Origin of the sequence: Pseudomonas sp. S5F11, from assembly GCF_019641515.1 — a bacterium.
Lineage (GTDB): Bacteria > Pseudomonadota > Gammaproteobacteria > Pseudomonadales > Pseudomonadaceae > Aquipseudomonas > Aquipseudomonas rhodesiae.
In genome coordinates this window covers 3410889-3427141 of sequence record NZ_JAIFJZ010000001.1, presented here as the reverse complement: position 1 = coordinate 3427141, position 16253 = coordinate 3410889, and the positions used below count along the sequence as shown (strand labels likewise).

Annotated in this window: 10 protein-coding genes; 6 read left to right on the top strand and 4 right to left on the bottom strand. The window is 62.5% G+C overall.

Annotated features, from left to right (window positions below; all coding sequences use genetic code 11):
• Positions 1–24: 24 nt before the first annotated feature.
• Together K1567_RS15380 and K1567_RS15375 are read right to left on the bottom strand one after the other, a co-directional pair.
• Positions 25–729 (bottom strand): DUF3142 domain-containing protein, encoded by a 705-nt coding sequence (locus K1567_RS15380; RefSeq protein ID WP_034136391.1) that lies wholly within the window; start codon positions 727–729, stop codon positions 25–27.
• Entirely contained in the window at positions 726–2897 is a 2172-nt protein-coding gene (locus K1567_RS15375; RefSeq protein ID WP_169869035.1) for an outer membrane assembly lipoprotein YfiO, read from the bottom strand. The genes K1567_RS15380 and K1567_RS15375 overlap by 4 nt, the downstream gene beginning before the upstream one ends.
• 160 nt (positions 2898–3057) lie before the next feature.
• On the opposite strand from K1567_RS15375, the gene K1567_RS15370 reads away from it, so the two are divergent.
• The 4 genes from K1567_RS15370 to K1567_RS15355 are packed head-to-tail and all read left to right on the top strand — an operon-like array spanning position 3058 to position 7746.
• Positions 3058–3831 (top strand): efflux RND transporter periplasmic adaptor subunit, encoded by a 774-nt coding sequence (locus K1567_RS15370; protein WP_094066075.1) that lies wholly within the window; start codon positions 3058–3060, stop codon positions 3829–3831.
• A complete protein-coding gene (locus tag K1567_RS15365; RefSeq protein ID WP_034111223.1) occupies positions 3828–5147 on the top strand; it encodes an efflux RND transporter periplasmic adaptor subunit in 1320 nt (439 codons plus the stop codon). The genes K1567_RS15370 and K1567_RS15365 overlap by 4 nt, the downstream gene beginning before the upstream one ends.
• Position 5148: 1 nt before the next feature.
• A complete protein-coding gene (locus K1567_RS15360) occupies positions 5149–7245 on the top strand; it encodes a biotin/lipoyl-binding protein (protein WP_034111226.1) in 2097 nt (698 codons plus the stop codon).
• A 9-nt stretch (positions 7246–7254) separates the two neighbouring features.
• Positions 7255–7746: a GNAT family N-acetyltransferase gene (locus tag K1567_RS15355; RefSeq protein ID WP_034111228.1), complete on the top strand. Its 492-nt coding sequence runs from the start codon at positions 7255–7257 to the stop codon at positions 7744–7746.
• Between the two features lie 21 nt (positions 7747–7767).
• On the opposite strand, the gene K1567_RS15350 is transcribed toward K1567_RS15355, so the two are convergent.
• Entirely contained in the window at positions 7768–8079 is a 312-nt protein-coding gene (locus K1567_RS15350) for a DUF6916 family protein (RefSeq protein ID WP_034111236.1), read from the bottom strand.
• A gap of 46 nt (positions 8080–8125) precedes the next feature.
• On the bottom strand, positions 8126–8713 hold the full coding sequence (locus tag K1567_RS15345; RefSeq protein ID WP_034111238.1) for a phage tail protein: 588 nt from the start codon (positions 8711–8713) through the stop codon (positions 8126–8128).
• Positions 8714–9019: 306 nt separating this feature from the next.
• On the opposite strand from K1567_RS15345, the gene K1567_RS15340 reads away from it, so the two are divergent.
• On the top strand, positions 9020–9865 hold the full coding sequence (locus K1567_RS15340; RefSeq protein WP_034111240.1) for a sulfotransferase: 846 nt from the start codon (positions 9020–9022) through the stop codon (positions 9863–9865).
• Positions 9866–9917: 52 nt separating this feature from the next.
• Entirely contained in the window at positions 9918–16238 is a 6321-nt protein-coding gene (locus K1567_RS15335) for an Ig-like domain-containing protein (protein WP_220698624.1), read from the top strand.
• The last annotated feature ends 15 nt before the right edge of the window (positions 16239–16253 follow it).

Below are 16253 nucleotides of genomic sequence, written 5' to 3'. Positions count from 1 at the left end.
CGGGCAAGCTCGCTCCAAGGATGTTCAAGGATTCTGCAAAAACACCACATACCCCCGAAACCACTCGTTGCTCTGCAAATACCCCGGCGCCTGCCATTCACCGCCCTGAATCAAGCCGATCTTGAACGGCAGCCCCAGCCGATTCATCCGCGGTAAGTACGCCGCGTAATCCGGGATGCTGTGGCGGCCTTGATAGGTCTGCACCACCACTTCATCCACCACGCCTTTGAGCTGGGCGATGGCGGCCGGGTCGGCGTTGCTGCTCCAGTCCATCAGGCCGGTGATGCTCAGCCGCAAGTCGGCGGGCAGGCGCTGGCGCAGGTCGCGCAGAAAGTCGGCGTATTCGTGCAGGTATTGGGTACGGGCGTCGAAGTCGATCTGAATGCCTATTACCGGGTTGCCCGCGTCGCGCCAGCGTTGCACCTGGCCGAGCAGCTGGGTGTAGATCGGTTCGGGCCAGCGCAAGGTGTGGGCGCGGTATACCACCCAGACCTCGCCCTGGGTCAAGCGCGGTACGCTCATGCCCTGGGCGATCAGCTGCACGCCGCGCTGGGGGGCGCGGCGGGTAGAGTTGATCTGGCCCTGCAGGATGTAGAGGGTCTTGGCCTGCTTGAGCACCGCTTGGGACTTGACGCCGCTCCACAGCCAGAAGGCGTCATAGTCGCGGGCGTCGACGGCACCGAAGGCCGGGCTCGCCAGCATCAGCAAGCCTAGCCACAGGTGTTTCACCAGTAGTACTGCAGCGATTTGCCCCACTGGGTGTCGGCGTAGCCGCTTTTGAGCTGGCGGAACCAGGCTTTGCGCACGGCCGGTTCAACGTCCTGCCCACCGCAGCTGTTATAGCCGGCCGGCGCGTAGCAGTTGATGGCGCGGAACAGCGCATAGGCCTTGTCTGTCTTCGGCGCCTTGGCGTCGCCGATCACCTGCTTGTAACCGTCGAGTCGCGAGAAGGTGGCCCCTTTGAAGTCAGACGCGGTGCTGCCCAGGCTGCCGGCGGCGCGTGCTTGTTCCAGCGGCATGCCGTCCAGGTTGTTGCGCAGGATGAACTCGCCGAGGCAGTTGAGGGCCTGGGGGTTCTTGGCCTCGGTTTGCAGGGTCGCGGCAGTTTGCGCGATGGCCGGGCAGGTGTAGCCCGAGGCAGCTTTCTCACCGTTCCACTGGAACAGTTTCAACGTCTGCCCTTCGCTGTAGACATAGCCCAGGCTGCTGCTCAACTTATCTTCGGGCACCGGGGTCGGCAGTTGCTTGAAGTCCTCGGCAAAGGTGGCGAACTGGCCGCGCAGCAGGTCTTTGTAGAGCAACACGAATTGCGCAGTCTGGCGCTCCACCGGATCGCTGGCCTGGGCGATCTGTTGGCGCAGCAGCTCAGGCCCGGCGACGTTGCGCAACAGGCTGTAGCGCACTTGCTTGGCGCTGATCGGCGAGTCGGCGGCAAACACCTCGGCCAACTGGCCGCTGCGCTCGTAGTTCATGGCCAGGGCCAATTCCAGTTGATCGCGCATCAACGGCAGTTTGGCCAGTGGCAGCAATTGCAGCCAAAGTGCTTGGGCGCCTTTCCAATCTTGCTTGGCTTCCAGCGCCAGGGCACGCAGGGTCTGTTGGCTGAAGGCGAAGTAATTCAGGCTCGACGGCACACTTTGCGGCAGCTGCTTCAGCGCGGCATCCGGCTGGTGCTCGATGTACAGCGCACACACCGCCAGCAGGTAATCGTAGAGTTCGGGTTCGCTGGCAAACAGTGCCTTTTGCTTCTCCAGGTCTGCGCGGGACAAGGTCGGCTGGTTGCCGCCGCGCATCACCATCAGATCACTGACCAGTTGGATCATCGGCGTCTTCACTGGCTGGCTGTTGACCATCAACAACTTGAGGTCAGCCTCTTCCACCAGCTCATCCTCGGACACATTGCGCTGCGCGTCGCTGGCTTGCGTGAGGCTCCAGGCGTACGCCTCGGCCAGTTTGCTGCCGTCATCGGCCAACCAGTAGACCCGCCGCAGCAGGCCGCGCGCGGAGGCGCTGTAATCGCCTTGTGGATAAGTACTCAGGTAGCTATCGAAGGCTTGCTCGGCATTGGCCAGCGCCGACTTATCCACACGCGCCAGAGTCGGCACGCCGTCGGCATCGTACGCGTCTGCCTGGGCCTGGTTCAGCGCAGTGCGGGCGGTCATGTACAGCGCGGCTTCCTTGAGCCAGGGCAGGGCACTGCTGCGAGCGGCACTGAAGCCGCGCTCGGCTTCGGCAAAACGGCCGCTATAAAAATCGGCGGCGGCTTGCAGGTAGGTGTACAGCTGCTGGCCGTCGGTCGATTGCAGTTGCTGCGCATTCGCCACGACCGGGCCGTCCCACTCGCAGGTGGTGAGCAGTTGCAGGCGGGCTTTGACCAGCAGCTCGCGTTCGGCGGCCGGCATATCGGCCTTGACCACTTGGCGCACAAACGCGGTGGCACTGTCGTCGTCGTTGCTGCGGCAACGGCTGCCCTCGCCCGTGACAAACGCCTCGCCGGCGGTGGTGTAGTCCTCGCGCTTGATGCCCAGGGGTTGCAGCAGGTTGTCCAGTTCGGCAGTGGACGATGTGTCTGCGCCGTCATCCGGTTCAGTGTCCGAGCTGCCGAGCAGCGTCAGGCGATACACCGGGAACGGCACAGGGCCGAACCCCTCAGCCAGGTCATCTTCGCTCAAGGCATTGGGCGTCAGGCCCGTATTTTTCTTGTCGGCCAGCAGCAGGCGCAGGTTGACCCGGCTGTCGTTGCCAGGGCTGAGGAAAGGCTGGTTGCTACACGGGTCGAGGGTGTCGCGGGAAACACGCAAGTCGGGGTAGCACGAATCGTCGGAGCTGGCCTGGGCCTGCACGGAGAGACCGGCCAGCAGGGCCAGTGCCAGAGGTGACAAAAAACCGATGCGCATGAGGTGTCCTTGATCCTGGTGCTTGGAGGGGCGCAATCATAGCTTGATCTGACAATTGCTTTGGTGACTGCCTACACAATTTGCCGATTTGTCCGATTGGGGGTAGTGGCAATTTAATTTCGCTGACTTAGACTGCGGTCATCGTCAGGGAGTCGACCATATGAAGCAATTGCATGGATGGGCGTTGGGTTTTATCGGCATATTGGGCGTGGCTCAGCTGGCCATGGCCGAAGACCCGTTGTTGGATCATTCGCCTGCGACCACCGCCAGTGCCGACAGCGAAGCGCGGGGCGTGTTGCGTGCCCGCGACCAGGCGATGCTGGCCAGTGAGCTGTCCGGGCGCATCGTCGAGTTGCCGTTCAGCGAGGGTGAGACGTTCAAAAAAGGCGACACCCTGGCGCGTTTCGATTGTTCGGCCTACCAGGCCCAATTGAACGCCGCCCAAGCCGCCAGCCGTGGTGCCGGGGAAGAACTGGCGCACAACAAACAGTTGGCGGCGCTCAATTCAGTCGGACGCTTTGAAGTGGCCCGCGCCGAAGCGCGGTTGAGCGAGACCCAGGCCCAGTCCCAGGTCTACCAGGTACAAGTCAAACGCTGCAATGTGCTGGCGCCGTATGACGGTCAAGTGGTGCAGCGCAAAGTGCAACGCTATGAAAGCGTCTCGGCCGGCGCGCCGCTGCTGGAAATCGTCGATAACCGCAGCCTGGAAATTCACCTATTGGTGCCGTCGCGCTGGATGGGCAAGCTCAAGCCGGGGCAGACGTTCAGCTTTACGCCGGATGAAACTGGCAAGTCGCTACAAGCGACGGTCAAGCGTTTGGGGGCACGCATCGATGAGGGGAGTCAGACGCTGTTGCTGGTGGCGAGCGTGCCGGATGCCGGTGGGCTGCTGTCCGGCATGAGCGGTACCGCGCGTTTCGTAGAACCCCAGTGAACGCGCCGTTCAAAGGCAACACCGAGCAGGTGTTCGCGCGCTTCCTCGACCTGGAGCGCCAGACCCGTGCCGCGCGAACGCCGGCGCAACTGAGCTACAGCCTGGTCAATGACGGTCAGGCACTGTTCGGGTTTCGCCATGCCGCTTTATTGATTGCCGGCAAAGTCCAAGCTGTCACCGGTGTGAGCGCGGTGGAGCCGAATGCGCCGTTCGTGGCGTTCGTCGAGCAGGCCGTGGCGTCGTTGTTCAAGCAGGGCCGTTTGAATCAGGCACGGGTGATCGACGCCGATGAGGTAAGCGAAGCCATTCGGGCGGACTGGCAAAGCCTGTCGGCCGGTCAGGTGTTCTGGTTGCCGTTGATCGATCATCAGGGCCAAGTGTTCGGAGGGTTATGGCTGGCCCGCGACCTTCCGTGGAGTAACCCCGAACAAGTCCTGTTGTCGCAATTGGGCGATACCTACAGCCATGCCTGGCTGGCGCTGCAACCGCGCAAGCCATGGCGCTTGCGCTGGTCGCGCAAATGGCGGGTGGCGCTGGTGGCGCTGCTGTTGTTGGGCTTGCTGATACCGGTACGCCAATCGGTACTGGCCCCGGCCGAAGTGGTGCCGCTGGGCGGGCAAGTGGTCGCCGCACCGTTGGACGGTGTGATCGCCGAGTTTCTGGTCAAACCCAACCAAACCGTCAAAAGCGGCGACCTTTTGCTGCGCTTCGAAAGCACCAGCCTCAAGGCCCAGGCCGATGTGGCCGAGCGGGCCTTGGGTGTGGCCGAAGCGGAACTCAAGACCCACTCCCAGCGTTCGTTCGCCGATGCGGAATCGAGTTCGAAGATCGACCTGCTGGCCGCGCGCGTGGAACAGAAACGCGCTGAGCGCAACTACGCGGTCGAACTGCTCAAACGCAGCGAAGTGCGCGCCGAGCGCGACGGTATTGCCGTGTTTCCCGATGCCGAACGCTGGCTGGGCAAACCGGTGCAGACCGGCGAGCGGTTGATGGAAATCGCGGACCCGAGTCAGGCCGAGTTGCGGATCGAATTGGCGGTGGGCGACGCGATTGCCTTGGCCCCAGGCGCGCAGGTGGCATTGTTTCTCGACAGCGATCCGCTGCATCGGCATGTGGCCTGGCTCGAACGTTCGGCCTATGAAGCGCAACCCACCGCGTCCGGTCAATTGGCCTATCGCCTGGATGCACGTTTCGATGCGACCGCGCCGCGTATCGGCCTGCGTGGCACCGCGAAGATTTTCGGCGACCGCGCCCCGCTGGCGCTGTACCTGCTGCGTCGGCCGTTGGCCGGCCTGCGTCAGAGCGTAGGTCTCTAGCATGGGCTTGCCGAGTCTGCGCGCCGATCTGCAACTATCGGCAGCGGCGCCGGATCGGGACGGTTCGCCGCAATGGACCCTGGCCGACCCGGTGCGCGGGCGCTATTTCAAAATCGGCGCGGCGGCCATGCGCATGCTGCGGCATTGGTCCCTGGGCGACCCGGAGCGGGTCCTGCAAGCGGCGAACCGGGAGCCGGGCCTGCCGCTTACGCCGCAGTCCCTGGAAGAACTGCTGGGGTTTTTACGCGGCCATGACTTGATCAGCGGCCTGGATGCGCAACAACGCGACAGCTATGCGCTCAAGATCGCCGCCCAGCGCCAGAGCCTTTGGCAAATCCTGCTGCATCAGTACCTGTTTTTCCGCATTCCGTTGTGGCGCCCGGATGCCTTTCTCAACCGCACCTGGCCTGTGTTGGCGCGGTTTGGCCCGAGCATGCTGCGCTACGGCATACCGCTGGTCCTGGGGCTGGGGGTTTTCCTGGTGTCGCGGGATTGGCAGCGGTTCGTTGCGACATTTCCGCATCTGTTCAGCCTTGGCGGGGCGCTGGCGTTTGGGGTGGCCTTGTTCTTTGCCAAGTTGTGCCATGAGTTCGGCCATGCGTTTATGGCCAAGCGCGCTGGTTGTCGCGTGCAGAGCATGGGTGTGGCGTTCATGGTGCTGTTGCCGATGTTTTATACCGACGTGAGCGATGCCTGGAGGGTCAATGATCGGCGTGCCCGTTTGCTGATCGGTGCCGGCGGCGTGCTGGCGGAATTGCTGCTGGCGTGCGTTGCCTTGCTGACCTGGTCGCTGCTGCCGGACGGGCCGGCGCGCACGGCGGCGTTCATGCTGGCCAGCGCCACGTGGATCACCACGTTGATCATCAACCTCAATCCGTTTATGCGTTTCGATGGCTACTTCCTGCTCAGCGATTTCTGGGCGGTGGATAACCTTCAGGGTCGCGCGTTCGCGCTGTGTCGCTGGCATCTGCGTGAAATGTTGTTCGGCTATGGCCTGGCCGCGCCGGAGCCGTGGTCGCCGCCGATGCGCCGTCGTTTGTTGCTATGGGGCTACGGTGCCTGGTTATGGCGCGCGGCGTTGTTTTTCGGCATCGCCCTGGCGGTGTATCACCTGTTTTTCAAGGTGTTGGGCATTTTCCTGATGATGGTGGAATTGATGTGGTTCATCGTGATGCCCATCGTCAAAGAATGGCGGCAATGGTGGAGCCGCCGCGAACAGGCCCATGGCCCAAGGGTATGGCTGACCGGTCTGGTGTTGCTGACGCTGCTGCTGGCGCTGTGGCTGCCATGGCGCAGCGCCGTGGAAGTGCCGGCAATGTTCGAGGCCGGGCGTGCCAGTGCCTTGCATGCACCGGTGGCGGCGCGGGTGCGGCAGGTCAATGTGCACGACGGCCAAACGGTGGCTCAGGGCGATGTATTGATTGAGCTGGAATCGTCGGATATGGCCTCGCGTCTGCTCATCGTGCGCCGGGAAATCGAGATCCAGCAGTTGCAGATGCGTCGCCAGGCCGGGCGCAGTGAAACCGCCGCGGATGCCGGCATCATCGAACAACAATTGGCCGAAGCGGTGGCCGAGTACCGGGGGTTGGTTGCCCAGCGCGAACGCCTGTTGCTGCGCGCGCCCCATGCCGGTCAGGTACGCGACCTGCTGCCGCAACTCACCGTGGGCCGTTGGTTGGCGCCCACACAAGTGCTGGCGCGGGTGGTGCAGACCGATTCGCGGCTGCGCGGCTACCTGACCGAGGCCGAGCTGTGGCGCGTCGCGCCTGGCGCCAAGGGGCGGTTTATCGCTGACGATCCGATGCACGCCTCCATTGCCGTGCAATTGGATGAAATCGACACCAACGGTGTGGCCTTCATTGAGCAGCAAGCCTTGACCTCCGACCACCACGGGCCAATTGCCGTACGCCGGGATTCGCAACAACGGGCGCAGCCCGTGCAGGCGCACTACGGCGTGCGCTTGAGTGCCATTGACGATACCGCCGCGCCGCTGCAACCGCTGCGGGGTGCGGTGGTTCTGCAGGGGCAGGGTGAGTCGGTATTGGGCGCGGCTTGGCGACGGTTGGCGGCGCTGGGTGTCAGGGAAAGCGGCTTTTAAGGAATCGATATGGATGCAGTCACGGCTGAAGGATTGGTGGTGCGGCCCTCAAGGGTCAGCGATGCTGGGTTTTTGCAAGCGCTCTATCAGGCGGCGCGCCCGGATCTGCAATGGGTCGACGGTGAGCCCGAGCAACGGCAGCAGATGATCGCGCAGCAATTCCAGGTGCAGGAGCGAGGGCTGGGCGAGCATTTTCCCGATGCCATGCATTACGTCGTGGAAAAGCTCGGCACCGCTATCGGCGCCTTGAGCACGGATTTTGGCGCCCATGAAATCCGGGTCTTGTACCTGGCATTTATCCCCCAGGCTCGTGGGCGCGGATATGGTCGGGCGGTTCTGCACGGGGTGCAGAAGGCTGCGCAACAGATCCGCTGCCCGGTTTCGACCGTGGTCTGGGCCAGCAACCCCCATGCGCGCCAGCACTATCTGGCGCTGGGCTTCGAGGTGCAGGAGCAGAACCCGGCGGCAGAGCGGTTGGTCTGGTATCCGAAAAGTCTCTGAGCGGCCGCCAACCGCTCGGGTTCAATTGAACGTGATGCAGAAATAACCCCGCGACGGGTTCCGTCCCGCGGCCGGTACGCGGGATACGAAAACGCCTTCCAGTCTTCCCAGCTCGGGGATGTCCAGATCGCACAGTCCGTCCACGAAGGCCGTGTCTTCCAGGCTGTTGAGTTGCACATTGAACGGCATGCGCTCGGTGTCGGGCATTTTAGCTTTGGGGGTTTCTTCCAAGTGCTCAATGCGCACTTCCAGACGGTGACCGTCCGGCAGGGTCAGGCTTCGGGTCTGACCCAGCAGCGCTTGAAAATGGTGGCTATGAACCTTTTGCAGCATATCGACACTCCACAAGGCCAGAGGGCCGCAGCCCTCTGGCGGATCATCAGTCGTGGGGAGGGAAAATCCCTTCAAGAGCAATGCTGAAGTTGACGGCCAGGTATGGGTTCATGACCGCCATCGGTGTGCCGCCTCCAGAAGGCGACACCGTGCCGCTGACGGTGGTGGTCACGCCTTGCAGCGGCACTGGCGAGGCACCCAACTGATCTGAATAGATCGCCGCCGAGCCCGGCCCGGTACCCGAGGTGCCAATGAATGAGTTGGTGGATGTCGGCGCGTTTACGGGATTGCTGGCCGGGTTGGCCAATTGCAGGGTGGTCGAGGCGGTGACGCCCGTGAGCGTATGGGTGTGTGCAGGCAAGTTGGACAGTGTTGCGCTGACGTTCTCGCTGCCAGCCGTGTCGCCGATGGTCCTCTGTGTCAGGCCCAGCCCGGTGCCCATCCCTAAAGGCAGGCGCCCTTGCAGGTTGGGGAGCATAAAGGTGGACTGGCCGTTGCCTCCGAAGTTGATCCCCAGCAATGCAAACAGCGCCGAATATTGGGAAATGCTGATCGTCTGCCCATTGCACAGCGCCCAGCCTCGGGGTGCGAAATTAAAGGCGAACGGTTGGATAGTGCCCATGAATACTTCCATAACTTCCTCATCCCTCAGGTCATTGGTCTGACGCCACCTGGCAGGTACAAGCAAGCCGTCCGCGATCAGCCCGACGCCTTCATTCCCTGGCCTGGTTACGCATGGCTGAGCGTAGACGGGATCATTTGATTCTGCCGAAACCAAGACATCGAAAAGTAGGTTTGGTTGGCTTAATCCATTCAGTTCTCGATCAGGCAATACCATCCATCTCTTTTTCTCATTCAGGGTGGGTTGATATCAAAGTACTACTAGGCGGAGTATTTTTCCTCGGCTACGCTTGGCCTCACAAAAAGGACTTTATGACTGGTGAAGGGATTGCCGCAGTTTCATTTTATTTCCGGTCTTCCGCGCTCAGGCTCGACCCTGCTTTCTGCGATTTTGCTGCAGAACCCGCGGTTTCATGCCGGTATGACCAGCCCGGTAGGTTCGCTCTTTAGCAGCGTGCTGCAGCAGTGCAGCGCCGGCAGCGAATTTGGTTCGGTGATCGACACCGATCTGCGCCGCCGGCTGCTGCGCGGCCTGTTCGATTCCTATTACGCCGATAAGGCCGACAAGCCCGTTATTTTCGATACCAACCGGCATTGGTGCGCGCGCTTGCCGGCCTTGCAGGATCTGTTTCCCCAGGCCAAGACCATCGCCTGTGTGCGCAATGTCGCCTGGGTGCTCGACAGTCTGGAGCGCCTCTACCGCGCCAATCCGTTCGAGAACACCAAGCTGTTCAACGACGATGATGAGCGCAACACCGTCTACAGCCGCTGCGAAACCCTGGCCCAGCGCAATCGCCTGGTGGGGTTTGCCTGGACCGCGCTCAAAGAAGCGTATTACGGCGACAACGCCGAGTCCTTGCTGATCGTTGACTATGACTTGCTGACCCAAGCCCCGGAGCGCGTGATGCGGTTGGTATATGCGTTCATCGACGAGCCTTGGTTCGAACACGATTTCAATCACCTGACCTACGACGCCCCGGCCTTCGACCAGGCGTTGGGCGTTGCCGGCCTGCACAAGGTCAAGCCCAGGGTGGCCCCCCAGTCGCGGCGCACGCTGTTGCCGCCGGACCTGTTTGAAAAGTTTGCGCAGTTGTCGTTCTGGCGTGATGGTTCTGCCAGTGCGGCCAATGTCATTCGTATGAAAAGCGACGCCGCGATCGGCTGATTGCGGTTTTTTCTATTGGCGTGTTGTAGCAGTTCGAGTTCGGGTGATCGTCATGTGGTGGAGCAAAGGCAAATCGCGGGTAACCGAGGCTTCTAAGGCCCTGGCATCGCCAATGATCATGTCCCTGGAACCGCGAATGCTGTTCGACGGTGCGGTGGCGGCGACCGTGGCCGAGGCGGCGCAGCCGGACGCGCATGCGCCGGCCGAAGCGGCCAAGCCCCCCACTGCGGACGGGCCCGCCGACAGCCATGCGCCTCAGGGCCAGGTCGCTGCCACCCAGGCTGCGGCGCCCGGCAAGAGCGTGGTGTTCGTCGATTCCCGGGTCAAGGATTTCGCCAGCCTGCTCGAAGGCGTGGCGCCGGGCACCCAAGTGGTGCAACTGGACGGCGGCAAGGACGGTCTGCAGCAAATTGCCGATTACCTGGATTCACACCAGGGTATCAGCTCCGTCCAGATCATCGCCCACGGTAATGCCGGTGATTTGTGGCTGGGCAACAGCTATCTCTCGGCCGATAACGTACAGGCACGCAGCGAAGTGCTGGCGCAGATCGGTCAGGACATGAACGCCGGAGGGGATATCCTCATCTACGGCTGCTATACCGCCGAAGGCGAGCGTGGATTGAGCCTGGTGGATTCGCTGGCGCAGTTGACCGGCCGCGACGTAGCCGCTTCCAATGACCGCACGGGCCTGGGCGGCGATTGGGATCTGGAAATTGCCACCGGCACCATCGAAAGCACCAGCGCGCTGTCGAGCAAGGCCATGAGTGAGTACCAATGGGGCCTGGCCACCTGGACCGCAACCAACAATCAAAACGCGGGCGTGGGCTCCCTACGCAGCGCCCTGGCTTCCGCGCAGAACGGCGACATCGTCACTTTCAATAACAGCATGACCGTTGCGCTGACCCAGGTGCTGGTGGTCAATAAGAACATCACGATCGATGGAGACATCAATGACGACAACGTTGCCGATGTCACCCTGGATGGGCAGTTCCGAACCCAAATCATCAACGTGACGGCCGGCACCACGGCGACCCTCGACGGCTTGGTGATTACCCGCGGCGTGGTGTCTGGCAACGGCGGTAACGGCGGCGACGATGCGCTGGTGGCCAAGGGGGGAGGGATCTACAACGCCGGCACCCTGACCCTGCGTAACGTCACGGTCACCGCCAACGTGGCGGCGGGCGGTGGTGGGGGTGGTGGGGTGACACCGGAATATGCCGGCGGTGGTGGTGGCGGCGGTGGCGCCCTCGGCGGCGGGATCGGCGGTCGTGGCGGCGACACACTCAACTCCTCAGGCTCCAACGGCTCAGCCAACCAGGGCGGTGCCGGTGGCGGTTTCTTCAATATCGGTGGCCGTGGTGGCAGCACGACCGGCGGTGCCGGCGGCGCCGTCTATGCGGGCTACAGCACCGGTTCCTCCGGCGGCACGGCCTCCAGCGCCGGGCTGTCCATCGGCGGCGGTGGCGGCGGTGATGGCTATAACGATATCGGTGGTGCCGGAGGTGGTGCGGTTGGTGGTATCTATAACGACACGGGCGCCACCCTGCGGGTCATCGGCAATTCGGTCATCTCCAATAACATTGGCGCGGGCGGCGGTGGCGGTGGCGGCGGTGCGGGCGGCGGTTATACCCAAAATGGCGGCGCCGGTGGGGTCGGGGTCGGGGCTATCTGGAACAAGGGCGCGATCCTTTTCACCGCCGCCAATTTCGCGGCGTTGAGTGGCAATGTCGGTGGCAGTGGCACGGGGGGCACGAGCGCAGGCACTGCCGGTGTCTCCCCGGCGTCGGTGAGCAACGTCTACAACGATGGCGGCACCCTCGTCACCAACTATGTACCGGACGAGACGCCGCCAACCGCTACAGTCGTGGTGGCAAACACCAACCTGAACTCCGGCGCTACGTCGTTGGTGACCATCACCTTCTCCGAGGCGGTGACAGGGCTGACCGCAGCCGACCTGACCGTGCAGAACGGCACCGTTGGCCTGTTGACCAGCGGCGATGGTGGCATCACCTGGACCGGCACGCTGACCGCAGCCAGCAATATTGCCGATACCACCAACATCATCACTTTGAACAACACCGGTGTGGCGGACCTGGCCGGTAACGCCGGCGTCGGTACCACCGATTCGAACAATTACGTGATCAACGACACCGTGGCGCCCACGGCGTCCATCGTCGTGGCCGACACGGCCCTCAGAAGCGGCGAAACCTCGTTGGTCACCATCACGTTTTCCGAGGCCGTCACCGGGTTTACCACAGCGGATTTGACCGTGGCCAACGGCACGCTCAGCGGGCTGAGCAGCAGTGACGGCGGTATCACCTGGACCGCGAGCCTGACGCCGGACACCGCGATCAGCGATACCAGCAATCTGGTCGTCCTGAACAATGCCGGTGTCACGGACTTGAGTGGCAATGCCGGCGTCGGCACTACCAATTCCAACAACTACGCGATCGACACGGTACTGCCGACCGCCACGATCGTGGTGACCGACACGGCATTGAGCATCGGTGAAACGTCCCTGGTGACGATCACCTTCAACGAAGCCGTGAGCGGTTTCACCGTCGCCGATCTGACGGTGGCCAACGGCGTACTGAGCGGGCTGAGCAGCAGCGACGGGGGCATCACTTGGACCGCCACGCTGACCCCTAGCGCTAGCGCCACGGATGCCACCAACCTCATCACCCTGAACAATACCGGCGTGAGCGATCTCGCTGGCAACATAGGCACAGGTACCACTGACTCCAACAATTACGCCATCGACACCCTGCGCCCGACGGCCACCATCGTGGTTGCCGACAACGCGCTGTCCATCGGCGAAACGTCCCAGGTGACGATCACCTTCAGCGAAGCCGTGAGCGGTTTCACCCTGGCTGATCTGGCTGTCGCCAATGGTGCCCTGAGCGGACTGAGCAGCAGCGATGGCGGTATCACCTGGACCGCCACGTTGACCCCTAGCGCCAGCATCACGGATGCCACCAACCTGATTGTCCTGGCCAACACCGGCGTGCTCGATCTGGCCGGCAACTCTGGCAGCGGTACCACCAGTTCCAACAACTATGCCGTCGACACCGCGCGCCCAACCGCCACGATCGTCGTCTCTGATAACGGCTTGAGGATCGGCGAAACTTCCCTGGTGACCATTACCTTCAGCGAAGCGGTGAGCGGTTTTACCAGTGCCGATCTGACGGTCGCCAACGGCACTCTGACCGGGCTGAGCAGCGGTGACGGCGGCATCACCTGGACCGCAACCCTTACCCCGAACGCCAGCATCAGCGACAGCACTAATCTGATCACTCTGGATAACACTGGTGTGTCTGATGCCGCCGGTAACGCCGGTAGCGGCACCACCGACTCCAACAACTATGCCATCGATACTGTGCGCCCCACCGCCACCGTGGTCATCGCCGACAGCGCTGTTGCTTTGGGCGAAACCTCGGTGGTGACCATCACCTTCAGCGAGGCGGTGACTGGCTTTACGCTGGCGGACCTGACAGTTACCAACGGCAGCCTGAGCGGGCTGAGCACCAGCGACAACATCACTTATACCGCGACCTTCACCCCGAGCGTGGGCGTCAGCGATACCACCAACCTGATCACCTTGGATAACACTGGCGTGACGGACGGCGCCGGTAATGCCGGCAGTGGTACCACCGATTCCAACAACTACACCGTCGACACGCTGCGCCCCACCGCGACCATCGTGGTCGCTGACACCGCACTGAGCGTCGGCGAAACCTCGCTGGTGACCATCACCTTCAGTGAGGCGGTCACTGGGTTCGACAATTCTGACCTGAGTGTGGCCAACGGCACCCTCAGCGCCGTCAGCAGCAGCGATGGCGGTATCACCTGGACCGCTACGTTCACCCCGAACCTGGGCGTCAGCGACACCTCCAACGTCATCGTGCTGAACAACACCGGTGTCTCGGATGCTGCGGGCAATACCGGCAGCGGCACAACCAACTCCAATAACTACCAGATCGACACTAACGTACCGACCGCGACTATCGTGGTCGCCGATACTACGCTGGGGATCGGCCAGACGAGCCTGGTAACCATCACCTTCAACTCGGCAGTGAGTGGTTTCGATAACGCCGACCTGACGATCAACAACGGCACCCTGAGCACTGTCAGCAGCAGCGATGGCGGCGTGACCTGGACAGCGACGTTTACCCCGAGCGCGAGCATTTCCGATAGCAGCAACGTGATCACGTTGGACAATACCGGCTTGATCAACGGCGCTGGCAATGCCGGCGTCGGCACCACCGACTCCAACAACTACGTGGTCGATACGGTGCGCCCTACCGCGACCATCGTGGTGGCCGATACAGCCTTGGCCGTCGGCGAAACCTCACTGGTGACGATCACCTTCAGCGAGGCCATCGTCGGCTTCTCCAATGCTGACCTGAACGTGGCCAACGGCACTCTCAGCGGGCTGAGCAGCAATGATGGTGGCATCACTTGGACCGCGACCTTGACCCCGTCGGCAGGCGTCAGCGATACCAGCAATGTCATCACCCTGACCAACGGCGGCATCGCCGACCTGGCCGGCAACGTTGGCAGCGGCACCACCGATTCCAACAACTACGCCCTCGATACCCAGCGCCCGAGCGCTACCATCGTGCTCAGCGATTCGACATTGAGACCAGGCGAGACCGCGCAGGTGACGATCACCTTCAGCGAGGCCGTCAGTGGCTTCGACAATTCCGACCTGACCATCGTCAACGGCAGCTTGAGCGCCGTCAGCAGCAGCGATGGCGGCCTGACCTGGACCGCGACGTTTACCCCGGACCCAGGCGTCTCCGACACCACCAACCTGATCACCTTGGATAACACCGGCGTGAGCGACGCCGCCGGCAACACAGGGGCAGGCGCCACCGACTCGGCCAACTTTATGATCGAAACACGGGTGCCGACGGCGACGGTGGTGGTGGCCGACAGCGCACTCAAGGTCGGTGAGACCTCCCTGGTAACCATCACTTTCTCGGAAGCGGTCAGTGGTTTCGACAATGCCGATCTGCTGGTGAATAACGGTACTCTCAGCGCCGTCTCATCCTCCGATGGCGGTGTGACTTGGACGGCAACCTTCACCCCGAACGCGGGCATCACCGACACCAGCAACCTGATCAGCCTGGATACCAGTGGCGTGGTCAACGTCTCAGGCAATGCAGGTAGCGGTACGGTGAACTCCAACAGTTTTGCGATCGATACAGTGCGCCCTGGCGCGACGATTACCCTGGGTGACACCCGCCTGGGCATCGGCCAGACCACTGTCGTGACCATCCGCTTTACCGAGGCGGTCAGCGGTTTCGATCTGTCGGATTTGAGTGTGGCCAATGCTGTGCTGTCCGACCTCGCCAGCACTGACGGCGGCCTGACCTGGACGGCCACCTTGACGCCCACGGCGGGCGTCAGCGATGCCACTAACCTGATCCTGCTGGACGCAAGTACTGTCCAGGACCTGGCCGGCAATGTCGGGGCGGGTATTGCGATCTCCAGCAACTATGCCCTCGACGCCACCCGGCCAACCGCAACCATCGTGGTTGCCGATCCGAACCTGACAGTAGGCGAGACAACGCAGGTCGTCATCACCTTCAGCGAGGCGGTAAGTAATTTCGACCTGTCGGACCTGAGTGTCACCAATGGGGAGTTGACCAATCTGGTCAGCAGCGACGGTGGTCTGACCTGGACCGCGACATTCACGCCGACCGCCAACCTTACCGATCCGAGCAACTTTATCGCCCTGGACACCGCCAACCTCACTGACCTGGCGGGCAACGCCGGGGTAAGCGTGGCCGTGTCCAACAACTATGCGATCGATACCGTGGTACCCAACGATGTGAAACCGCCGCCGGACTTCCTCACCGCAGACCCTGTGACGGTGGTTGCGCCATCCGAGGTGCCGTTACAACCGGTCGTCATTGCGCCACCCAGGGGCGATCTCGGCTCGCCGCTGGGCTTCCCGCCGCTGTTCGAGCAGCGGGACGTTGGCGGTGACCTCAAACCGATCGGCAGTATTTTCATCAGCCGGGGCCAGTTGGCACCGAGCTATATCGCCCAGGTGTTCGGCAACGACACCGCCGGCGATGGCTCGGGCCAAGGTTTCCTGGGGTTTGGTGGGGGCGATGGTGGGGTATTCGGCAGCAGCACGTTGTCGGGTGTGTTCAACCGCGACGCCGGTTCCGAGGACCATTCCTTGAACACTTTCGGCAGCCAATCAATGCAGAGTCGAGACCTTACCCAAGGGCTGCGCGGCCTGTTCGGCGCGCCGACGCTGGGTCAGCAACTGCAGCACCTCAAAGACACCGAGCAGCGTCAGGTCGATAACCTGGCGATGGCTTTACGACAGGCCGGCATCAGCGAAGTGCAGGCTTGAAAACTTCAAGAAAAG